The organism is Roseateles asaccharophilus (assembly GCF_031458115.1).
GTDB classification, from domain to species: Bacteria; Pseudomonadota; Gammaproteobacteria; order Burkholderiales; family Burkholderiaceae_C; genus Pelomonas; species Pelomonas asaccharophilus_A.
In genome coordinates, this window is the sequence record NZ_JAVDXV010000001.1 from 343,032 (window position 1) to 364,229 (window position 21,198).

At 69.3% G+C, this 21,198-nt stretch carries 17 protein-coding genes; 11 read left to right on the forward strand and 6 right to left on the reverse strand.

Annotation, left to right across the window (positions count from 1 at the left end; translation table 11 throughout):
* Window positions 1-43 precede the first annotated feature (43 nt).
* The 7 genes from J2X21_RS01530 to J2X21_RS01560 all read left to right on the forward strand — a co-directional run bounded on the left by J2X21_RS01530 (window position 44) and on the right by J2X21_RS01560 (window position 7,193).
* Window positions 44-592 (forward strand): HutD/Ves family protein, encoded by a 549-nt coding sequence (locus tag J2X21_RS01530; protein WP_310324006.1) that lies wholly within the window; start codon window positions 44-46, stop codon window positions 590-592.
* Window positions 568-1,776 carry an imidazolonepropionase gene (gene hutI / locus J2X21_RS01535; protein ID WP_404666569.1) on the forward strand — a complete coding sequence of 403 codons (1,209 nt, stop codon included), beginning with the start codon at window positions 568-570 and terminating at the stop codon, window positions 1,774-1,776. Before J2X21_RS01530 ends, hutI begins: the two co-directional genes overlap by 25 nt.
* On the forward strand, window positions 1,773-2,573 hold the full coding sequence (gene hutG, locus J2X21_RS01540) for an N-formylglutamate deformylase (RefSeq protein ID WP_310324010.1): 801 nt from the start codon (window positions 1,773-1,775) through the stop codon (window positions 2,571-2,573). Before hutI ends, hutG begins: the two co-directional genes overlap by 4 nt.
* Window positions 2,561-3,937, forward strand: coding sequence for a formimidoylglutamate deiminase (gene hutF, locus J2X21_RS01545; protein ID WP_310324011.1), 1,377 nt, complete (start codon window positions 2,561-2,563; stop codon window positions 3,935-3,937). The genes hutG and hutF overlap by 13 nt, the downstream gene beginning before the upstream one ends.
* Before the next feature lie 74 nt (window positions 3,938-4,011).
* Window positions 4,012-5,565: a methyl-accepting chemotaxis protein gene (locus tag J2X21_RS01550; RefSeq protein WP_310324012.1), complete on the forward strand. Its 1,554-nt coding sequence runs from the start codon at window positions 4,012-4,014 to the stop codon at window positions 5,563-5,565.
* Window positions 5,566-5,965: 400 nt separating this feature from the next.
* The gene (locus tag J2X21_RS01555; RefSeq protein ID WP_310324014.1) at window positions 5,966-6,373 is read left to right on the forward strand and encodes a pentapeptide repeat-containing protein; all 408 of its coding nucleotides are present in this window, start codon (window positions 5,966-5,968) and stop codon (window positions 6,371-6,373) included.
* A 484-nt stretch (window positions 6,374-6,857) separates the two neighbouring features.
* The gene (locus J2X21_RS01560) at window positions 6,858-7,193 is read left to right on the forward strand and encodes a hypothetical protein (RefSeq protein WP_310324017.1); all 336 of its coding nucleotides are present in this window, start codon (window positions 6,858-6,860) and stop codon (window positions 7,191-7,193) included.
* A 369-nt stretch (window positions 7,194-7,562) separates the two neighbouring features.
* Here J2X21_RS01560 and J2X21_RS01565 read toward each other — a convergent pair whose 3' ends face one another.
* Window positions 7,563-8,579, reverse strand: coding sequence for an IS110 family RNA-guided transposase (locus J2X21_RS01565; protein WP_310324019.1), 1,017 nt, complete (start codon window positions 8,577-8,579; stop codon window positions 7,563-7,565).
* 144 nt (window positions 8,580-8,723) lie between these two features.
* Here J2X21_RS01565 and J2X21_RS01570 point away from each other — a divergent pair, with 144 nt between their 5' ends.
* On the forward strand, window positions 8,724-9,107 hold the full coding sequence (locus J2X21_RS01570) for a GFA family protein (RefSeq protein WP_310324021.1): 384 nt from the start codon (window positions 8,724-8,726) through the stop codon (window positions 9,105-9,107).
* A 157-nt stretch (window positions 9,108-9,264) separates the two neighbouring features.
* On the opposite strand, the gene J2X21_RS01575 is transcribed toward J2X21_RS01570, so the two are convergent.
* Window positions 9,265-10,287 carry an asparaginase gene (locus J2X21_RS01575; protein ID WP_310324022.1) on the reverse strand — a complete coding sequence of 341 codons (1,023 nt, stop codon included), beginning with the start codon at window positions 10,285-10,287 and terminating at the stop codon, window positions 9,265-9,267.
* A gap of 268 nt (window positions 10,288-10,555) precedes the next feature.
* Window positions 10,556-12,256 (reverse strand): diguanylate cyclase, encoded by a 1,701-nt coding sequence (locus tag J2X21_RS01580; RefSeq protein WP_310324023.1) that lies wholly within the window; start codon window positions 12,254-12,256, stop codon window positions 10,556-10,558.
* Window positions 12,257-12,293: 37 nt separating this feature from the next.
* Between J2X21_RS01580 and J2X21_RS01585 the strand changes: the two genes are divergently transcribed.
* Window positions 12,294-13,106: a DUF429 domain-containing protein gene (locus tag J2X21_RS01585; RefSeq protein ID WP_310324026.1), complete on the forward strand. Its 813-nt coding sequence runs from the start codon at window positions 12,294-12,296 to the stop codon at window positions 13,104-13,106.
* Here J2X21_RS01585 and J2X21_RS01590 read toward each other — a convergent pair.
* The 3 genes from J2X21_RS01590 to J2X21_RS01600 are packed head-to-tail and all read right to left on the reverse strand — an operon-like array spanning window position 13,052 to window position 16,471.
* Complete coding sequence (locus tag J2X21_RS01590) at window positions 13,052-13,783, reverse strand: ABC transporter ATP-binding protein (protein ID WP_310324028.1); 732 nt, start codon at window positions 13,781-13,783, stop codon at window positions 13,052-13,054. The genes J2X21_RS01585 and J2X21_RS01590 overlap by 55 nt on opposite strands.
* Window positions 13,780-15,426 (reverse strand): ABC transporter permease, encoded by a 1,647-nt coding sequence (locus J2X21_RS01595; protein ID WP_310324030.1) that lies wholly within the window; start codon window positions 15,424-15,426, stop codon window positions 13,780-13,782. Before J2X21_RS01595 ends, J2X21_RS01590 begins: the two co-directional genes overlap by 4 nt.
* Before the next feature lie 7 nt (window positions 15,427-15,433).
* Entirely contained in the window at window positions 15,434-16,471 is a 1,038-nt protein-coding gene (locus tag J2X21_RS01600; RefSeq protein WP_310324033.1) for a Fe(3+) ABC transporter substrate-binding protein, read from the reverse strand.
* An 82-nt stretch (window positions 16,472-16,553) separates the two neighbouring features.
* Here J2X21_RS01600 and J2X21_RS01605 point away from each other — a divergent pair, with 82 nt between their 5' ends.
* Both J2X21_RS01605 and J2X21_RS01610 read left to right on the forward strand, forming a co-directional pair.
* Window positions 16,554-17,870 carry a BNR repeat-containing protein gene (locus J2X21_RS01605; RefSeq protein WP_310324036.1) on the forward strand — a complete coding sequence of 439 codons (1,317 nt, stop codon included), beginning with the start codon at window positions 16,554-16,556 and terminating at the stop codon, window positions 17,868-17,870.
* 97 nt (window positions 17,871-17,967) lie between these two features.
* Window positions 17,968-21,198, forward strand: a complete 3,231-nt coding sequence (locus tag J2X21_RS01610) for a glycoside hydrolase family 2 TIM barrel-domain containing protein (RefSeq protein WP_310324038.1) — start codon at window positions 17,968-17,970, stop codon at window positions 21,196-21,198.

A 21,198-nucleotide genomic window follows, 5' to 3' on the forward strand; every position in this document is an offset into this window, starting at 1 on the left:
GGAGCTGCGGAGAATCACCGGTCCCGAGTGCGAGGTTCAGAACATGAGTTGGAGCAAGGTCAGCGCGGCAGACGTGCAGCCGCAGGCCTGGAAGAACAAGGGCGGTACGACCCGAGAGCTGCTGGCCTGGCCGCATGCGCATGATTGGGCGCTGCGCGTCAGCGTCGCGCAGGTGGCGCAGGACGGGCCGTTCTCGGCGTTTGCCGGCGTGCACCGCTGGCTGGCCGTCATCGGTGGCGCCGGCCTGCGGCTGTTCGACTGGCCGCAGAGCATTGGCGACGAGCCGCTGCGGTTCGATGGCGGCCTGGCGCCCTCGGCCGAGCTGATCAAGGGCCCGACCGACGTGCTCAACATCATGGAGAGCCGCGGCAACCTGGACGTGGAGCCGGCCAGCCATGTGCTGCTGCCGCGCACGCCGTGGGTGGGCCTGTTCACCGTCGAAGGCGGCCTGCTGGAGCACGGCGCCCGCGCGATGCCGCTGGCGCCGCTGACGCTGGCCTGGTGCGAGGAACCGGCCGCGCAGAGCTGCGTGTTCACCGGGCCTGACGCGAGCGGCAGCCATGCGTGGTGGCTGAGCTGGAGCGGCGAGTGAAGCTGTGGCGCGGAGGGCGGCTGGCCACGCTGGCGGGTGAGCAGGGCTGGGGCCTCATCGACGATGGGGCTTTGCTGGTCGACGGCGACCAGCTGCGCTGGGTGGGGCCCAGCGCCGATGCGCCCGCCGCCGACGAGGTCGTCGAACTGCACGGCGCGCTGGTCACGGCAGGCTTTGTCGACTGCCACACCCATCTGGTCTATGACGGCAACCGCGCCAACGAGTTCGAGCAGCGCTTGCTGGGCGCCAGCTATGCCGACATCGCGAAGGCGGGCGGTGGCATCCGCTCGACGGTGGCGGCCACGCGCGCGGCCAGCGAGGCCGACTTGTTGGCCAGCGCCACGCGCCGCGCGCAGGCGCTGATGCGCGAGGGCGTCACGACGCTGGAGATCAAGAGCGGCTACGGGCTGGACGCGGCCACCGAGGCACGCATGCTGCGCGTGGCGCGGCAGTTGCAGTCTCTGGGCCTGGACGTGCGAACGACCTACCTGGCAGCGCATGCGCTGCCGCCTGAGTTCACGAACGCCGATGACTACATCACCGCCGTCTGCGAGTGGCTGCCCGAACTGCGAGCCGCCGGCCTGGTCGATGCGGTGGATGCCTTCTGCGAGCACATCGCGTTCAGCCCCGCACAGACCGCGCGCGTGTTCGACGCTGCGCAGGCACTGGGCCTGCCCGTCAAGCTGCACGCCGAGCAGCTGAGCGACCAGGGCGGCGCCGCGCTGGCCGCCGGCTACCGCGCGCTGAGCTGCGACCACCTCGAGTACCTGAGTCCCGCCGGCATCCAGGCGATGGCCGCGGCCGGCACGGTGGCCGTGTTGCTGCCCGGCGCGTTCTATGCGCTGCGCGAGACCCAGCTGCCGCCGATTCAACAGCTGCGTGACGCCGGCGTGCCCATCGCCATCGCGACCGATCACAACCCGGGCAGCTCGCCCACGCTGTCGCCGCTGCTGATGTTGAACATGGCTTGCGTGCTGTTCCGGCTGACGCCCGAGGAGGCCTGGCGCGGCCTGACCGTCAACGGTGCACGCGCGCTGGGCCTGCGCGACCGTGGCCAGCTGGTGGCGGGGCAGCGTGCCGACTTTTGCGTCTGGGATGCTGGACATCCGCGCGAGCTGGCCGCATGCTTCGGACATAACCCGTTGACCGAGCGGGTACAACAAGGAATGCAGGGAGCAGTATGAGCGTGTACCGACTGCAGCAGGGGCGCGTGCCGCTGCTGATCAGCCTGCCGCACGTGGGCACCGAGATCCCGGCGGCCATCGCCGAGCGCATGGTGCCGCGGGCCTTGATCAGCGAGGACAGCGACTGGCATCTGGAGCGCTTGTACGCGCCGCTGGCCGAGGCCCTCGGCGCCAGCCTCATCGTGCCGCGTTACAGCCGCTACGTCATCGACCTGAACCGCCCGCCCGACGACGAGCCGCTGTACCCCGGCGCCTCGGGAGGCACCGGTCTGGTGCCCACGCACTTCTTCACCAGTGATCCGCTGTACCGCGACGGCGCCGAGCCCGATGCGGTCGACATCGCCGTGCGCCGTGAGGCCTACTGGCGGCCTTATCACGACGCGCTGGCCGCGGAACTCGCCCGCCTGCGCGCCGAACATGGCCGGGCGCTGCTGTTCGACGGCCACAGCATCCGGTCCGAACTGCCCTGGCTGTTCGAGGGCGAGCTGCCCGCGCTGAACCTGGGTACGGCCGACGGGGCGTCCTGCGCGCCCGCGATCACGCGGCGCCTGGGCGCGGTGCTGGCCGGCCAGAGCGCTTACAGCCAGGTCGTCAACGGCCGCTTCAAGGGCGGCTACATCACGCGCCACTACGGCCGGCCCTCGCAAGGCCAGCATGCCGTGCAGCTGGAGATGTGCCAGCGCTGCTACATGGACGAGGCGCTGGACCCGCGCACGGCCTACGACGAGGCCGGCGCCGCGGCGGTGGCGCCGCTGATTGCCAAGCTGCTGCAGGAGATGCTCGCATGGCAGCCTTGAAGCGACTCCACGCCCCGCTGGCCTGGATTGACGGCCGCTGGCAGCGCGATGTGCTGCTGACCGTCGACTCGACGGGCCACTGGTGCGAGATCACCGTCAACCTGCCGGCGCCCGACGATGCCGAGAAGCTGGCCGGCCCGGTCATTCCCAGCCTCGTCAACGCGCACAGCCACGCCTTCCAGCGCGCCTTCGTGGGCCTGGCCGAGCGCCGCGAGGTGGGGCAGGACGACTTCTGGAGCTGGCGCGAGCGCATGTATGCACTGGCGCTGCGCATCTCGCCGCGGCAGCTGCATGCCGTGGCCAGCCAGCTCTATGCCGAGCTGCTGCGTGGCGGCTACACGCAGGTCTGCGAGTTCCACTATGTGCACCACGCCGGCCACGGTCAGCAGTTCGACGACGAGCTGGACATGGCCTGGGCGCTGGCCGAGGCCGCCGAGGACGTGGGCATTGGCCTGACGCTGCTGCCGGTGGTCTACACGCGCAGCGGCTTCGGTGCCACGGGGCTGCGGCCCGAGCAGCACCGCTTCGCGGCCGATGCCGACTGGGCCTGGCGCTGCGCGCAGCGCGTCATGGCCGCCGGCCTGCCGCGCGTCAACGCGGGCGTGGCCCTGCACTCGCTGCGCGGCGCGACGCCGGCCGACATCCACCGGCTGCACGACCTGATCGGAGGTGCCGACCTGCCCATCCACATCCACGTGGCCGAGCAGATGGCCGAGGTCAACGACTGCCTGGCCGCCACCGGCATGCGGCCGTTGCAGTGGCTGGCCGAGGCGGGTCATCTCGACCCGCGCTGGCAGCTGGTGCATGCCACGCATGCCGAACCGGCTGAGATCGAGGCCGTCGCGCGCAGCGGCGCCGGCATCGTCATCTGCCCCGGTACCGAGGCCAACCTGGGCGACGGCCTGACCGACCTGCCGCGCTGGCTGGCGGCCGGCGTGCCGCTGACCGTGGGCTCGGACAGCCAGGTGACCCGCGGCTGGGTGGAGGAGCTGCGTTGGCTGGAGTACGGCCAGCGGCTGGCGGCGCGCCAGCGCAACATCGCGGCCGTGCCCGGCGTGCAGCCGTCCAGCGCGGCGCGCTTGTTCGACGCCGCCTCGCACGGCGGCGCCCGCGCGGCCGGCTTCGCGGCCTGGGGCCTGACGCCCGGCGCCCGTGCCGACGCGCTCGTGCTGAACCGCGAGGCCGACGGCCTGCGGGGCCTGCCCGACGACGCGCTGCTGGACGCAGTGGTGTTTGGCAGCAACGGCTCGCCATGGCAATCCGTCTGGGTGGCCGGTCGTGCGCGGCCCTGGCGGGCGCCGCAGCGCGTGGGCGATGCCTTCGAGGCGACGATGCACGAGTTGTGGGCAGCTGACGCCTCGTAGCAAGCCTGAGGCTTGGCGGCAGCCGGGCAAAAGGCTAGCCTCCCTCCATCGCCAGATGGCGAGCGGAGGGTGAGATGCAACTGAGCAACTACACGATCAAAGCCCGCCTTGTGGCGTTGGCGGTGCTGGCGGTGCTGGCCATGCTGGTGGTGGGCGTGCAGGGGCTGCGCAGCCTCAGCGAGTCGGGCGAGGCCTTCGTCCACTATGTCGACAACGACGTCGAGTCGCTGTCCCAACTGGCCGGCGTACGGGCCGGCGTCGGCAACCTGCGCCGCTACGAGAAAGACCTGCTGATCAACCTGGCCGACGCCAAGGCGGTGGAGCGCTATCGCAAGGACTGGGACGAGACCTACGAGAAGGTCAGCGGCAGCCTGCGCAAGATCGGCGCGCTGGACCTGCCGCCCGACATCAAGCGCATGCCGGACGAGTTGCTGACGGCGCTGCAGGGCTATCGCACCGGCTTTGCCGACATTGCCGCGCGGGTCGGCAAGGCCGAGTTCGCCGACACGGCGGCCGCCAATGCTGCGATGGAGCCGGTGAAGGCACCCGTGCGGGCGGTGGACAAGGCGCTGGCCGACATGACGGCCAAGATCGAAGGCCATTCCGCCCACCAGGTGGAGGAGTTGCAACAGCACGAGCGAGCCATCCGCCGCAACCTGGGCCTGGTGGTGGTCGCGGCGGTCCTGCTGCTGGCCGGCTACACGGCCGTCAACATCCGCTCCATCCTGGCGCCGCTGGCCCAGGCGGTGAAGGCGGCCGAGCGCATCGCCGGCCATGACCTCAGCCAGCCGGTGCGCGTGGAGGGCCGCGACGAGACGGCCGCCGTCATGCGCGGCGTGCAAGGCATGCAGGCGTCGCTGGTCAACGTCGTCTCCGGTGTTCGCGAGGGCACCGACAACATAGCCAACGCGTCGCGCGAGGTGGCCGTGGGCAGCCAGGACCTGAGCAACCGCACCGAGCAGGCGGCGTCCAACCTGCAGGAGACGGCGTCGGCGATGGAGGAACTGACGGCCAGCGTCACCCACAACGCCGAGTCGGCGCACAAGGCCAACCAGCTGGCGGCCGACGCGGCCGACGTGGCGCGGCGCGGTGGCAGCAAGGTGGACGAGGTGGTCAAGACCATGGAGCGCATCAGCGCGTCGTCGGCCAAGATCGCCGACATCATCAGCGTCATCGACGGCATCGCCTTCCAGACCAACATCCTGGCGTTGAACGCGGCGGTAGAGGCCGCGCGTGCCGGCGAGCAAGGCCGCGGCTTCGCCGTCGTGGCCGGCGAGGTGCGTACGCTGGCCCAGCGCTCGGCCGAGGCGGCCAAGGAGATCAAGGCGCTCATCATGCAGAGCGGCGAGAACGTCGACAGCGGCGCGTCGCTGGTGGCCGAAGCCGGCCGGACCATGCACGAGATCATCGATGCCATTGCGCGCGTCAGCAGCATCGTGTCCGAGATCAGCCATGCCACCGGCGAGCAGAGCACCGGCATCGGCCAGATCGGCCAGGCCATCGCGAATCTCGACGAGATGACTCAGCAGAACGCTGCGCTGGTGGAGGAGTCGGCCGCCGCCGCGGCCAGCCTGCAGCAGCAGGCGGATGAGTTGGCGCGCTCGGTGGCGGTGTTCAGGTTGGGGTGAGGGTGCTGCTGGCGTGACGGCCGCTGACGGCCAGGTGTGGCCGTTGACGACGGGCTGCTTCATGGCGCCCCGGACTTGTAGCTCGCGTTCGAGTTGTGGAGCGGGGCGTCGCCACCGCTGAAGTCGACCCGATGCGACGACCTGGAACCAGGGTTCTCCGCGTGAGCCACGTACTACCGGCAATGGCAACATCCATGCACCCGCAGGCCAGCATTTGTCCCTCGATTGATTTGCAACCGGCGCGGCATTTGCCCGAAAAATAGCGCCCGATTAGCAGCGCGGCGGAGCGGAGGAAATTCATATGCAACAAGCATTTAGCCCGGCTGGCGGGCGGCCCGTTACTGCACGGGTTGGTGTGATAGACCGCGCGGCCCTGCGGGCTACAACACGTTGAACAGCAATGACTGCCTCCACGCCTCATCGCCCGGAAAACTACCGACCGCCGGAGAGCCGCGCCGAGCTTGAGAAGCGCTATGCCGCCGGAGAGCGCTGCTTTCCGCAAACGGATCTGAGCGACACCGATTTGTCCGGTGTGCAATTAGATGGTGCCAAGTTTGGAAAGCATTCGTGGTTCCATAGCGCAGATTTTTCAGGCGCGAGCCTGCGCGGCACCAGCTTTCGAGAATGCAACGTCAAATGCGCCGACTTTTCAAACGCTGACCTCACGAACGCGGTATTCGAACTTGCTGCCATCGAGTCGATCAGGACAACAGGCGCCATAGTCAACGGCGTAAAGGCCAAAGGCGCGACTTTCTACGGCTGCGAGTTGCCCGATGGAGAAGCACTGCCGTCGTGGGAGTGGCCATGACTGCGTTGCTGTCCAACCTGTCGCTCCAGCGGACGGCTTCGCCGTCCGCTGAGCTTCGACGTTAAGGCGCAGATGAAAAGGATTGCCGCGGTCATCACTGTCCTTTTTGCCTTCGCCGCAGGCACGTTCGTGGGGTATGAACGAGGCGTCAAAAATCAACTTTGGCTCGATGCTTCATCACATGCGTGGATGCATGCAGCTTCTGCGAATTCAAAAGACCCGCGAAGCTCGGCACTGCAACTGGCCAAGGTGGAGTTGCAAATCGGGCAGGATGCAAGGGGTCAAGCGTCCCCTTGGCTTGCGGAGCTTCATCCAAGTCATTGGAATGCCTCGGCCCTTTCTGAGACGTACCGGTTGAAGACAGTCAATGCACTGGCATCCGCAGGGGCCTCTAGTTCACCAGCCGCGAAGTAGTGATGCGCCTTAACCATTCATTGCAGCGGACCTGTGCCAGCTACGCTGGCTGGTCCGATGAATTCAAACGTTGAACATCATGTTCCATCGCTTGTATTGCTCCAGCGGCAACACGCTCGAAGTCGAGGAGTACGTCTGCTACTCAGAGTTGGATGACGATGGCTATTGGATGCGCTACGTCGAGATCACGGCTGATGGCAAGGCGCTGCGCTACAGCAGAGAACATCTCGCAGACTCTCATGGGGTGCTGCCCGAAGGTACTTGGGACGACCAAGAAACGGCGGCTAGAGAGTACGGAACGATGACGCCAATAACCGATCGGCTCTTTGAAGCAGTGTGGGCGGCAACTCGGTGCGTCAATGATGTTCAACCCTTCGCTCCAGCGGGCGGCTTCGCCGTCCGCTGATCTCAAACTACAAGGGCTTCCCCGTTAGTCAAGCCAAACGACTTCCTGATGGCCCGCTTCGCGGGCCATTTCTTCATCTGCATTCCTTTCAAGACCTGCAGCCGTCGCGTCGACGTGCGCTGGCAAAGACAACAAGGTGCGGACTGGCCAAACTACAAACGGTCATTCGTGTGGCGTTCAATGCCACGGACCCTGATGAAGGACGCACGCGGGGGACCCATTCGTTAGCCGGCAAGCCGGTGGCCGCCCTTGAGCTCATCGGTCACGCCCCGCGCAGGCCCAAACCTGTTGTCATCAACTCTTGGCGTCACACGACGGTGGTCTCTGTGTTCCTTGGTTTCTGTGGTGGTGGGTTAGATGGCCGCGGTGTCAGGCTGGCAGTGCAAATGCTTCGCCCCGCCTGAGCACCGCCCAGGCCATGCGCGCGTTCTTCGCCGCGATGGCCACCACGGCGCGCCAGTAGCCGCGTCGCTCTGCCAGCGCCACGGCCCAGCGGCTGATGGTGTCCGCCTTCTTCTTGGCCGCCGCCAGCAGCGCCTTGGCGCCCAGCACCAACAGGTTGCGCAGGTAGGCGTCGCCAGCCTTGGTGATGCGGCCGAGCCGGGTCTTGCCACCCGAGCTGTACTGCCCCGGTGCCAGGCCCAGCCAAGCGGCGAACTGACGCCCGCAGTCGAAATCGTGTCCGTTGCCGATCATTGCCAGCAGACAGGTCGCCGTCGTGGGCCCGACGCCTTCCAATAGCATCAGCCGTCGAGCCCGCTCGTCGTCCTTGGCCATGGCCTGAATGTGGGCGTCGTACTGCGCGATGCGCTCGTCCAGCCGGGTGGTTTCGCTGAGCAGGTCGCCGATCACGGTGTTGGCATAGCCGGGCAGGTCCTCCAGGCACTCGCAGGCGCGTCGGCGCACGGTGGCGGCCTTGAGCGGCAGCACGATGCCGAACTCGCTGAGCAGGCCACGGATGCGGTTGAACGTGGCGGTGCGCTGCTCGACAAACCCCTGGCGGGCGCGGTGCACCATCAGGCGGGACTGCTGATCGAGGTCCTTGATCGGCACGAAGCGCATGTGCGGGCGCTGGATGGCCTCGCAGATCGCGGCGGCGTCGGCTGCGTCGTTCTTGCCACGCTTGCCCGTCATGCGGTAGGGCGTGACGAACTTCGGGGCGATGAGGCGCACGGTGTGGCCCGAGGCTTGGAACAGCCGCGCCCAGTGGTGAGCGCCCGAGCAAGCCTCCATGCCGATGACACAGGGTGGCAGGCTGGCGATGAGTTCGTGGAGCTTGTCGCGCGGCACGGCCGGGCGCACCAGTTCGGCCTTGCCGGCCTCGTTGACGCCATGCACTGCAAAAACGTTCTTGGCGAGGTCGATACCCACGGTCAGAATCGTCATGGACTTCCCCTTCCGAATGAGTTGATGAGAGAACGCACTTCCCATCGTGGCACCTGGTTGCCGTTTGCCGCAACGCGGCTGGTTCGGGACGGGGAAGTCCCTTTCATTCGTTAAGCGGCACGGCAACCACCAGCGAATCACGCCATGAGTCAACAACAGCCATCACTGTCGCTTCAGGGTTCTTGCCACTGCGGGGCAGTTCGCCTCACGCTTCCAGCCGCGCCAGAGAAGGCCACGAGCTGCAACTGTTCCTTGTGTCGTCGCTCAGGTGCGATCTTTGGCTACTACGAGTTCGGAACGGTTGCCGTGCAAGGCCATCCGGAGAACACCGAAGAGTACGTATGGGGCGATCGGTCGCTCAAGAACGTGCGCTGCAAGACCTGCGGCATCGTTACGCACTGGGAGCCCATCGACTCCAAGCCAGGAGCGCGGCATGGCGTGAACTTGCGCAATTTCGATCCAAGGCTGCTGGAGTCCGTGGCTGTCAGGCGCTTCGACGGTGCGGACACTTGGACCTTCCTGGACTGAGCGACAGTGCTGCCGCTCACGTCGAACGTTGAACCGCTCGGCGTGCGCGTGCTTGAGACGCCGAAGTTCCGGCCGTTCCCGGACCCCGACCGGCCGCGCTGGATGCATTGAGCCTGCGGGTGCAGGGTGTGCCCGTAGGCGCGCTGAGTCGCCGTCTTCAGATCGCGCTGAGCGCCTCACCCGGTCGCAGCATGCCCACCTCGGTGCCGCGCCAGTTGCGCAATTGCAGGTGGCTGTAGCCGCGCAACACCTTGTCCTCCGTCTTCAGCAGTGTCTGCGCGACCGCAGCCATCGCCGCCTCGGCGGCGCGCGCGGCACCGTCGTCTATCTTCAGCGCCACGCCCAGACCCAGTTCCGGCAGCGCCGCGCAGTAGACGCCCTCGGCGCCGATCTTGCAGAACAGCCGCTCGCCGAAGGCCTGCATGACGCGCGTGTCGAAGCGGTCCGTGCCGCCCACCATGAAAGGGGCCGCTGCGGCGGCCTGGCGCAGCCGGCGCGCGGCGCGTGCGTTCTCGGTCGACAGGCCGTGGCCCGTGCCGCAGCGTGCGAATGCCAGCGCCAGCGAGCGCAGCGGCAGCGCGAAGGTCGGGATGGAGCAGCCGTCGATGCCGCGTGGCGCGCGCTCGGCGTCGGTGCCCGTTGTGGCCGACAGCGCCGCCGTGACCTCGCGCATCACCGGGTGTTCCGCGGCCACGTAGCCGCGCGCGAACTCGGCGGGGTCGGCGCCCGCATTGCGCGCCATCAGACAGGCCACGCAGACGAAGCCGCTGTGCTTGCCCGAGCAGTTGTTGTGCAGTGGCGTGGCGACATCACCGCGCGCTGCCATCGCGCGCAGCACCGGTTCACGGCTGGGCCATTGCGTGCCGCATTCCAGCGCGTTCGCATCCAGCCCTAGCTTGGCCAGCACGCCGGCCGCGGTGGCGACGTGCTCGGGCTCGCCGCTGTGCGACGCGCAGGCCAGCGCCAGCTCGGCATCTGTCAGCGCAAACGTTTCGGCCGCGCCGCTGGCCACCAGCGGCAGCGCCTGCAGCAGCTTGACCGCCGAGCGCGGGAAGATGGGCCGGTCGATGTCGCCCAGCGCCGTGTGCACGGCGCCCGAGGCGTCGATGATGGCCAGCGCGCCGGCGTGGCGCGACTCGACGGCGCTGCCGCGCAGCACCTCTACCAGTACAGGATTCATTTTTGGGCCTGTTAACGCTACGGGAGTAGGTCGCGAAGGCCCCCGCCAAAGGCCAATCAAGGCGCATCGCGCCGCCCGCATTGATATGCGGGCCAGCGGTGCAACGCCGAGTGGCCTTTGGCGGCGGACCTTCCCTGCGGGTTGTGGTCAAAAGGCCCGCGCGCGGCGTTGCAAATGCTCGCCGGGTGCCCCAAACCCGGCTCCGCTTTGCGCCTTGCTCGCGGGCCTTTTGACCACAACGCGGCCTGCTCCCGTAGCGCTAACAGGCCTAGTCCACATGCACGCGATTGCGCCCACCCCGCTTGGCGGCGTAGAGCGCATGGTCGGCGCGATTCTGCAGCGTGCCCGCGGCCAGGGGCGGCACGCCGCCGGCAATGCCCACGCTGATGCGCACGACCAGCCCGGATGCGGTCGCCGCCCAGTCGTGCTCGGCCACGGCCAGCCGCAGCCGTTCGCAGATCTCGGCCGCCTGCTGCGGGGCAATGCCCACCAGGACGGCCAGGAACTCTTCGCCGCCGATGCGCGCCAGCAGGTCAGCGCTGCGCAGCCGGTGGCGCAGCAGCTGCGCCAGCTGCTGCAGCACGGCGTCGCCGATCGCGTGGCCGTGGGTGTCGTTGATGCGCTTGAAATGATCCACGTCCAGCGCGGCGACGCTGATGACCTGGCCGGCCACGCGTGCGCCCTCCACCAGCAGCGGCAGCGCGAATTCGGCATGGCGGCGGTTGTGAAGGCCGGTCAGCACGTCCTCATGCGCCGCGCGGTCCAGCGCCATCGCGTGTTCACGCAGGCGCTGCTGTTCGCTCTCGAGATGGGCCGCGCGGGCGCGTTCACGGCGGGCGTCGGCGGCGGCGCTGTCGGCGCGGGCCTGGGCCTGCGCCACCTGCTCGCGGATCAGGAGGACCTCGGTCTGCAGCACCAGGTTATCGCGCGTGATCTGGCGGTCCAGCGCCACCAGTTCCTCCAGCCAGCTCAGCGCCTCGCGGTGCTGGCCGCAGGCCTTGTGCGTCTCGTACAGCGAGCGCATCAGCAGCCGGCGCAGCTTGGGCGGCGGCTCGGTGGTCGCGTTCAGCAGCGCCTCCAGGATGCGCGCGGCCTGCAGCGGCTCGCCTTTGAGGCGCAGGAAGATGGCGCGCTGTGCATCGGCCTCGACGGCCAGCGTGCGGTAGCCATGGTCGTGGGCCAGGTGGCCGAACTCGTTCAGCAGCGGTAGCGCCGCGTCCAGCGCGTCGCCGGCCAGCAGCGCGTTGACGAGGTTGGACAGCGACACGGCCACCTGGAAGGGGCTGCCGGAGCGGCGTGCCAGCTCGGTGGCCTGTTGCGCCGTGCGGCGGGCGCTGCTCACGGCCTGGACGCGCGCGATCTCGTCGCCCAGCGCCACCGCCTCCTCGACACGGCGCAGCCAGAAATAGGCCAGGTTGTTGTGGCAGGAGAACAGCACCTCGGCGCTGCCGGTGCTGGAAGCGATCTCCAGCGCCTGCTCGGCCGATGCGCAGGCCTGGGCCGGGTTCTCCAGGCTGGAGTAGGCGATGGCCACGCGGTTCAGCGCCCAGGCCTCGCGCACCGAGTCGCCGGCGCGGCGCGCGACGGCCAGCGCCCGCATGCCGGACTGCAGCGCCTCGCTGCCCATCAGCAACTGGCCGTACACATAGGCCTGCGATGTCAGTGCGTCGGCGCGCAGCAGGTCGTCATCCAGCTTCTCGGCCAAGCCCAGAGCCTGCGTCGCGCTGCGGGCGCTGGCGGTCAGCCGGCCCTGACGGGGGTATTGGTGGGCCAGCAGCGTCAGCACATCGGCGCGGCGGCGAAGCTCGGTCTCCGGGCAGTTGGCCAGCAGGCGCTCCAGCGCGTCATTGGACGCGTCGTAGGCGCCGGCGGCGGCCAGCTGGCGTTGCGCCGCAAACGCAGCATCAAACGCGTCGGCGTCGAAGCCGGCGTGCGGGAGCGGTGCGGGGAGGTCAAGCAGGTTTGACATGGGCCGGGCCATTCTGCCCAGCCGCAGAATGCCGGGCATGTCCGACATCATCGTTTTCGGGATCGACTTCACGAGTGCGCCCAGCGCGCGCAAGCCCATTCGCGTCGCCGCCGGCGTTCGTCAAGGGGCGGTCACGCGCCTGAACGGGCTGATGGCGCTACCAAGCCTGGACGCCTTTTCCGACTGGCTGGCCCAGCCGGGCCCTTGGGTGGCCGGCTTCGACCTGCCGTTCGGGCTGCCGCGCGAGCTGGTCGAGCACCTGGGCTGGCCCACCGACTATGCGGCGCTGATGGCGCATTACGCGGCACTGAGCCGGGCCGAGATCCGCGACCTGTTTGCGGCCTTCTGCGACGCGCGGCCGGCCGGCGGCAAGTTCGCGCACCGCGCCTGTGATGGCCCGGCTGGGGCCAGCCCCAGCATGAAATGGGTCAACCCGCCGGTGGCCTGGATGCTGCATGCCGGCGTGCCGCGGCTGATCGCGGCGGGTGTGCACCTGGCCAGCCTGCTGCCCGGGGATGAAAGCCGCGTCGCGCTGGAGGCCTACCCGGGGCTGCTGGCGCGCGAGCTGATCGCCCGGCGCTCGTACAAGAGCGACACCAAGGCCGCGCAGACGCCCGAACGGCTGATTGCCCGCAAGGACATCGTCGACGCGCTGGAGCAGGGCCGCACCCGGCTGGGCCTGCGGCTCAAGCTCAGCCATGCGCAGCGCGACGAGCTGGTGGCCGACGCCAGCGGCGACAGCCTGGACGCCGTGCTGGCGATGCTGCAGGCGGCCTGGGCGGCCAGCCGGCCGCGCTATGGCTGGCCGGATGCGGTGGACCCGCTGGAAGGCTGGATCGCCAGCGCCTGATCCGTGGGATGCCACGACGCCAGCCGGCCGGCGTCCATCGCGCCCATGAAGTCGGCGAAGCGGGCGCCCTCGTCCGCGTTGTGCGTGACCAGCAGCGCGGTCTGTTGAGCAGCGCGCAGCATGTCGCGCACTTCCAGCGTGAGGCGCTCGCGCGACGCGCCGTCCAGGCTGGAGAAGGGTTCGTCCAGCAGCAGCAGCGCCGGTCGCGTGGCCAGCGCGCGTGCCAGCGCGATGCGCTGCTGCTGGCCGCCCGACAGCTCGTGCGGATGCCGGTGCCCCAGGTCGGCCAGGCCCACCAGCGCCAGCATCTCGGCGACGCGGGCCTCGCGCTCGGCCGCGGGCAGGCGGCGCAGGCCGAAGCCCACGTTCTGCGCGGCGCTGAGGTGGGGGAACAGCGCATAGTCCTGGAACATCAGGCCCACGTGCCGGCGCTCTGGCGGCGTGTGCTGCCGGGGCGAAGACACGACGTCGTTGCCGATGCGGATCTGCCCGCGCCGCGCATGCTCGAAGCCGGCGATGGCGCGCAGCAGCGTGGACTTGCCGCAGCCCGATGGGCCCAGCAGGCAGCCGATCTGGCCGGCCGCCAACTCCAGCGACAAGCCGTCGACGACGGTCTTGAACCCCTCCCGACCGTCATAGCCCAGGGCCAGGTTTTCAATGTGCAGCGCAGCGCTCATGTGTCCTTTGCGGTGATCGATGCCAGCGAGCTGCGCGACAGCACCACCACCGGCACCAACCCGGCGGCGACGATGGCGAACGCCGCCAGCGCGCCTTCCTCGTAGGTGCCGCGCGCGGCCTCGGCGTACAGCAGCGTGGCCAGCGTCTCGAAGTTGGCGGGGCGCAGCAGCAGCGTGGCGGGCAGCTCCTTCATCGCGTCGACGAACACCAGCAGCGCGCCGCTCAGCAATGCCGGCCGCAGCAGCGGCAGGTGCACGCGGCGCAGCGTGCCGGTGACGGTTTCGCCGAGCGCGCGGGCGCTGTGCTCCAGCGATGGCGGAATGCGCGCCAGGCCTGCGTCGAGGCTGCCCACGGGCATGGCCAGGAAGCGGATCGCGCAGGCCACCACCAGCACGACACCGCTGCTCATCAGCGGCAGCCAGCGCAGGCCCAGCAGGTCGGCCAGCGCGTGGTCCGCCGCCAGCGCGGGCGTCAGCAGGCCGATGGCCAGCACGGTGCCGGGCAGCGCATAGCCCATGGAGGCCAGCCGCGCCTGCCAGTGGTCGCGGTTGGCGACGCTGCCCTGGTGGCGGCCGACCCAGGCCACCACCAGCCCGGCGGCCAGCGTGACCGCGGTGACGCCCAGCGCCAGCAGCAGCGTGTTGGCGAGGCCGGCCAGCAGGCCCTCGGAGATGCCCGTGCCCTGCAGCAGCCGCTCGGCCGTCTCCCAGGCCAGGTAGGACGCGGGCGCCGCAAAGCCCAGCAGCACGGGCAGTGCCATCGCGGCGGTCGCGGCCCAGGCGGTGGTGCCGGTCAGCCGGCGCGGGCGTATGCCGGCCATGCGCCGCGTCGAGCCATAGCGCTGGTGGCGCCGTCCCTGGCGCTCCAGCCAGATCAGCGCGAACACGGCCAGCAGCGCGGCGCAGGCCAGCTGGGCGGCGCCGGCCAGATCGGAGCGCGTGATCCAGGTCGTGTAGATGCTGACGGTCAGCGTGCGCACGCCGAGGAACTCCGACGCACCGATGTCGTTCAGCGTCTCCAGCAGCGCGAGGCTGACGCCCACGGCCAGCGCCGGCCGCGTCAGCGGCAGCGCGACGCGGCGGAACGCGCCCCAGCGCGTCTCGCCCAGCGACTGCGCGGCCTCCAGCAGGTGGGCCGGCAGTGTCGCGAAGAGAGCGCGCGCGGTCAGGTAGACATAGGGGTAGAGCACCAGCCCCAGCAGCACGATGGCGCCGGCCATGGAGCGCAGGTCGGGCAGCCGGAACTCGCGCGGGCTGTCAAAGCCCAGCGCCCAGCGGATCGCGCCCTGCACGGGGCCTATGGGGTGCAGCAAGTCCAGGTAGGCGAACGCGACGATGTACGTGGGCATGGCCAGCGGCAGCAGCAGCGCCCACTGCAGCAGGCCGCGGCCGGGGAAGTCATAGGCCGTGACGACCCAGGCGCAGGCCGTGCCGATCAGCAGCACCATCAGGCCCACGCCGGCCATCAGCTGCGCGGTCGTCCAGGCCGCGTCGGGCAGCACATGGGCGGCCAGGTGCAGCCAGTGCTGCATGTCGCCGCCCAGCGCGAGCCAGGCGAGGTTCAGCACGGGCGCCGCGACGCCCAGCGCGATGGCGATGGCGGCCGCTCGCCACAGCGGCCCGACGGACCGCAGCTGCTTCACGCGCGGCTCAACGGTCGAAGCCGACCTTGTCGATCAGCGCGCTGGCGGCCTTGCGGTGCTTGGCGATCTCGGTCAGCTGCAGCGTGTCGGGCTTGATCGGGCCGATGGCGGCGGCGATGACCGGGTCCAGCGTGACGCCGGGGCGCACCGGGTACTCGTAATTGGCCTGCGCATACAGCTCCTGCGCGGAGGGCGAGGTCAGGAACTCCAGCAGCTTCACCGCGTTGGCGCGCTGCGGCGCATGCTTGGCCACGGCCGCGCCGCTGATGTTGACGTGCGTGCCGCCGCCTTTGCCGAACGCGGGCTTCACGACCTTGATCGCATCGCCCCATTTGCGCCCGTCGCTGCCTTCCTTGGACGTCTTCATCTGACCCACGTAATAGGAGTTGGCGATGCCGATGTCGCAGATGCCGCCCAGGATGTCGCGCGCCACGTCGCGGTCGCCGCCGGCGGGCTTGCGGCCCAGGTTGGCCTTGAAGCCCTGCAGCCACTTCTCGGTGGCGGCCTCGCCGTTGTGGGCCAGCATCGCGGCGACCAGCGCCGTGTTGTACGGGTGCTGGCCGGGGCGGGTGCAGACCTTGCCCTTCCACTTCGGGTCGGCCAGGTCCTCGTAGCGGATAGTGGTCAGCGGCAGATCCTTGCTTGCGTACAGCACGCGGGCACGCAGCGACAGCGAGAACCACTGGCCGTCGGCGCCGCGCAGCTGGGCGGGGATGGCCGACTCCAGCGCGGCCGACTTGACCGGCTGCGTGACGCCGCCTTCCACCAGGTCCAGCAGGTTGCCCACGTCCACCGTCATCAGCACGTCGGCCGGCGAGCGCGTGCCCTCGGCCTTCACGCGCTCCAGCAGCCCGTCCTTCACGAACACGGTGTTCACCTCCACGCCGGTGCGCGCCGTGAACGCGGCCAGCAGGGGCTTGACGAGGCCGGGCTCGCGCGTCGTGTACAGCGTCAACTCCTCGGCGGCCAGGGCCGGCGCGGCCGCGCACAGGGCGGCGATGGCGAGCACGGCGCGGCGCAGGGGAGCACGGGTGGAAGCGGTCATTCAAGGTCTCCGGGTGGCGTCAATGAGAATGATTGTCACCTACGGCAATGAAAGCCTTGCGCGACGCGGGGGCACGAGACGAATGACGAAGACGGTGTTGGCACTGCTGATGGCGGCTCTGGTGGCCGGCTGCGCGACCGGAACGCGCGATGCGGGCCGCGTGCAGGTGGTGGACGTGGGCGAGGGCTGGGCCCGCAATTCCGTCAACGCGGTGGTGTTCCGCAAGAACTCGCTGGTCACGCATGCAGACCACCAGTACATCGCCTACTACGACGCCGAGGCCCGCGTGGTGCTGGGCAAGCGCCGGCTGGGCAGCGACTCATGGGAGCTGCACACCACGGCCTTCACCGGCAATGCACGCGACGCGCACAACAGCATCAGCCTGATGGTGGACGGCACCGGCTACCTGCATCTCTCGTGGGACCACCACAACAACGCGTTGCGCTACGCGCGCAGCCTGCGCCCCGGCGGGCTTGAAATGGGCGACAGGCTGCCGATGACGGGGCAGGGCGAGCGCTCGGTGTCGTATCCGGAGTTCCACCGCCAGCTGGATGGCGGCCTGCTGTTCTTCTATCGCGACGGCGGCTCCGGGCGGGGCAACCTGGTCATCAACCGCTACGACCCCGCCACGCAGGCCTGGACGCGGCTGCACGACGACCTGATCAGCGGCGAGGGCCGGCGCAACGCCTACTGGCAGGCCTTTCTCGACCACCGCGGCACGCTGCATGTGTCGTGGGTGTGGCGCGAATCGCCCGACGTGGCCAGCAACCACGACCTGGCCTATGCGCGCTCGCGCGATGGCGGCCTGACCTGGGAGCGCTCGGACGGCCGGCCCTATGCGCTGCCCATCACCGAGGCCACGGCCGAGGTCGCCGCGCGCATCCCGCAGCGCAGCGAATTGATCAACCAGACCTCCATGTCCGCCGACCGCGACGGCAACCCCTTCATCGCCAGCTACTGGCGGCGCGCCGGCAGCGCGGTGCCGCAGTACCAGCTGGTCTACCGCCGCGATGGTGCGTGGAAAGAGCTGGAGCTGGGCTTTCGCCGCGCGCCGTTCTCGCTGAGCGGTGGCGGCACCAAGGCCATTCCCATCGCGCGGCCGCAGGTCATGGTGGACCTGCAAGGCCGGCAGACCAGCGCGCTGCTGGTGTTCCGTGACGAGGAGCGCGGCAGCAAGGTGTCGGTGGTGCGCATCGACAACCTCGACTCCGCACCGCGCTGGAGCGTGCGAGACATGACCGCCGAGTCCGTCGGCGCCTGGGAGCCCAGCTTCGACACGGAGCTGTGGCGCTTGCGAGGTGAGCTGCATCTGTTCGTGCAGGCGGTCCAGCAGGTGGATGGCGAAGGCGTGGCGAACGTGCCAGCCAGCAAGGTCAGGGTTTTGCAATGGAAACACTGAAGTTCGTATAGCTCCCGCGGGCTTTTTCATACCTCCCGCATGGCGGCCAAACCTAAGCTGCCCGACCCCGTAGATCCACAGAGACAAGGACTGACGCGTGCGGACAAGACCGGTGGCCAGCGTGAGCGTGGCGTTGTCGTTGCTGATGTGTGCCGTCGTGGCCGTTGCCCAGGCGCCGCGCGTGCATCCGGTGCAGGTGGATGCCTCACGGCCCGACTGGGAGAACCCGGCCGTGTTCGCGCGCGGCAAGCTGCCCGCCGCGGCCACGCACTTCGCGTTCGAAAGCCGCGCCGCCGCGCTGGCCGGCGACAAGACGCGCTCGGCCCGCTACCAGACGCTGGATGGCCAGTGGGCTTTCCACTTCTCGCCATCGGCCGACGCCGTGCCCGCCGGCTTTGAGAAGCCGGCCTATGACGCGTCGGCCTGGAAGCCCATCAAGGTGCCGGCGATGTGGCAGGCCGAGGGCTACGACCAGCCGCGCTACAACAACATCACCTACCCACACCCGGCCAACCGGCCGCTGATCCCGCACGCGACCAATCCGGTGGGCTCCTACCGCAAGAGCTTCACGGTGCCTGCGGGCTGGGCGGGGCAGGACGTCATCCTGCACATCGGCGCGGCCGGCTCGGCCTACCGCGTGTGGGTCAATGGCGTGGAAGCCGGCTATTCGGAAGACTCGAAGCTGCCCAGCGAGTTCGACATCACGGCGCTGCTGAAGCCGGGCCAGGACAACCTCGTCGCGATGCAGATCCATCGCTGGTCCGACGGCTCCTATCTGGAAGACCAGGACTTCTGGCGCGTGTCGGGCATCGAGCGCTCGGTCTACCTGAAGGCGGTGCCCAAGGCGCGGCTGACCGACCTGTTCGTGCGCGCGGGGCTGGACAAGGCCTATCGCGACGGCACGCTGGCGATGGAAGTGGCGCTGACCGCGCGCGCCGCGCCGCAGAAGCTGCGCATGACGCTGCTGGACGGTGACAAGACCGTGCTGTCGCAGGACGCCATCGTCCCGGCCGGCGCCGCGGCGACGCAGGCGCTCTCCGCGACCGTGCCCGGCGTGCGCGCCTGGAGCGCCGAGACGCCCAACCTCTACACGCTGCTGGTGGAGCTGTTCGATGCCCACGGCCAGCTCATCCAGGCCACGCCGCAGCGCATCGGCTTTCGCACCGTGGAGATCAAGGACGGCCTGGTGGCGGTCAACGGACGGCCCATCACGATACGCGGCATCAACCGCCACGAGCACGACCCCGAGACCTTCCATGTGATCTCCGAGGCCTCCATGCGCCGCGACATGGAGCTGATGAAGCGCAACAACTTCAACGCGGTGCGCACCTCGCACTACCCCAACGCCGAGCTCTGGTACGCGCTCGCCGATGAGTACGGCCTCTACGTGATGGACGAGGCCAACATCGAGAGCCACGCCTACATGGACGAGGGCAACCGCCATCCTCAGCGGCGCCAGGAGCTGCAGCTGGGCTTTGACCCTGCCTGGGAGGCCGCGCATGTCAGTCGTGTGCTGAACATGGTGGAGCGCGACAAGAACCACCCGTCGGTCATCTTCTGGTCGCTGGGCAACGAGGCCGGCATAGGCCCCACGTTCGAGAAGGCGGCTGCGGCAGCGCGCAAGCGCGACCCGTCGCGGCTGGTCTCCTACCTGGGCTGGGGCACGGTGGACTGGACCCACGAGCCCAATGCCTACGTGGACATCTACGCGCCCATGTACGACGACATCGAGAAGATGGTGGACTGGGCGCTGGACCCGACGCGCAAGCAGCCCATGATCCAGTGCGAGTACGCCCACATGCAGGGCAACTCGGGCGGCAACTTCAAGGACTACTGGGACACCATCTACCGCTATCCGAACAAACTGCAGGGTGGCTTCATCTGGGACTGGGTGGACCAGTCCATGTACCGCACCACCAAGGACGGCAGGCGCTACTGGGGTGATGGCGGCGAGTACGGCCCCAACTCGGGCGGCGACATCGAGTTCGGCGACGGGCTGATCCAGCCCGACCGCACGCCCAATCCGCATCTGTACGAGGTCCAGAAGGTGCAGTCGCCGATCCAGTTCGAGGACTTTGACGCCAAGGCATCGACGGTGACCGTGCGCAACCGGCACGACTTCCGCGACCTGTCGGGCTTCGCGTTCGACTGGGCCGTGCAGGCCGATGGCGTGACCGTCGCGTCGGGCTCGCTGCCGGCGCTGGCAACGAAGGCGCGCGACGAGCAGACGGTGAAGCTGCCGCTGGCGGGCCTGAAGCGCCAGCCCGGTGTGGAGTACCTCGTCACCGTGCGCGCCAAGGCCCGCGCGGGTGCGGTGCCGCTGGTGCCCGAGGGGCACGTGATCGGCTGGGAGCAGTTCGCGCTGGCGCCGCATGCGATCGCGCTGGCCGCGCCGGCCCAGGGTGCCGTCGAATTGAAGGAGGCCGCCGACACGACGACGCTGAGCGCCGCCGGCATCACGCTGGTGCTGGACCGCCAGACCGGCCTGCTGAGTCGCTATGGCCGGGCCGGCGACGCGTTGCTCAGCGGCGGCAAGCCCAACTTCTTCCGCGCCGAGACCGACAACGACACGCTGACCGGCACCGTGCGCCAGCAAGGCGTGTGGAAGCTGATGACCGAGCAGCGCCAGCTGCGCTCGCTCGCCACCCGGCGCCTGGCCGGCGGGGCGGTGCAGGCGGTCGTGGAGCATGCGCTGGGCGCGGGCGCGGCGCGCTTCGTCACCACGTACATCATGCATGGCGACGGCGCGGTCGACGTCGAGGGCAAGTTGACGCCGCTGAAAAGCGACCTGCCGCCGCCCGTGCGCATGGGGCTGTGGTTCGACACGCCGGCGTCGCTGACGACCGTGGCCTGGTATGGCCGTGGCCCGCACGAGAGCTATGTGGACCGCAAGACCGGCGCCGCCGTGGGCCTGTGGCGCGGCGCGATTGCCGACCAGCACCACGACTACATGCGCCCGCAGGACACCGGCAACAAGGTGGACGTGCGCTGGCTGGAGCTGTCCGGCGGCGGCCGCGGCCTGCGCGTGCAGGGCAAGAGCCTGCTGATGGCCAATGCGCTGGCCTTCCCCTACACCGACCTCTACCGCCGCCCGCCGGGCACATGGAAGAGCAGCGACATCCAGCCCCGCGAGCGCGGCACGCTGCTGATCGACGGTGCGCAATGGGGCGTGGGCGGCGACAACACGTGGAGCTTCGTCGGCCAGCCGCACATGAAGTACCGCACGACGCTGGAACCCACCACAGTGGCCTTCCGCCTGCAGCCCTTTGACGGCGAAGGCACCGCGGCCGACAAGGCCCAACCCGCCCGGGCAACGACACCGCGATGA

Coding starts and splice junctions, on each gene's coding strand:
- J2X21_RS01530 (WP_310324006.1), top strand. CDS start 44: ATGAGTTGGAGCAAGGTCAGCGCGGCAGACGTGCAGCCGCAGGCCTGG.
- hutG (WP_310324010.1), top strand. CDS start 1,773: ATGAGCGTGTACCGACTGCAGCAGGGGCGCGTGCCGCTGCTGATCAGC.
- hutF (WP_310324011.1), top strand. CDS start 2,561: ATGGCAGCCTTGAAGCGACTCCACGCCCCGCTGGCCTGGATTGACGGC.
- J2X21_RS01550 (WP_310324012.1), top strand. CDS start 4,012: ATGCAACTGAGCAACTACACGATCAAAGCCCGCCTTGTGGCGTTGGCG.
- J2X21_RS01555 (WP_310324014.1), top strand. CDS start 5,966: ATGACTGCCTCCACGCCTCATCGCCCGGAAAACTACCGACCGCCGGAG.
- J2X21_RS01565 (WP_310324019.1), bottom strand. CDS start 8,579: ATGACGATTCTGACCGTGGGTATCGACCTCGCCAAGAACGTTTTTGCA.
- J2X21_RS01570 (WP_310324021.1), top strand. CDS start 8,724: ATGAGTCAACAACAGCCATCACTGTCGCTTCAGGGTTCTTGCCACTGC.
- J2X21_RS01575 (WP_310324022.1), bottom strand. CDS start 10,287: ATGAATCCTGTACTGGTAGAGGTGCTGCGCGGCAGCGCCGTCGAGTCG.
- J2X21_RS01580 (WP_310324023.1), bottom strand. CDS start 12,256: ATGTCAAACCTGCTTGACCTCCCCGCACCGCTCCCGCACGCCGGCTTC.
- J2X21_RS01585 (WP_310324026.1), top strand. CDS start 12,294: ATGTCCGACATCATCGTTTTCGGGATCGACTTCACGAGTGCGCCCAGC.
- J2X21_RS01590 (WP_310324028.1), bottom strand. CDS start 13,783: ATGAGCGCTGCGCTGCACATTGAAAACCTGGCCCTGGGCTATGACGGT.
- J2X21_RS01600 (WP_310324033.1), bottom strand. CDS start 16,471: ATGACCGCTTCCACCCGTGCTCCCCTGCGCCGCGCCGTGCTCGCCATC.
- J2X21_RS01605 (WP_310324036.1), top strand. CDS start 16,554: ATGACGAAGACGGTGTTGGCACTGCTGATGGCGGCTCTGGTGGCCGGC.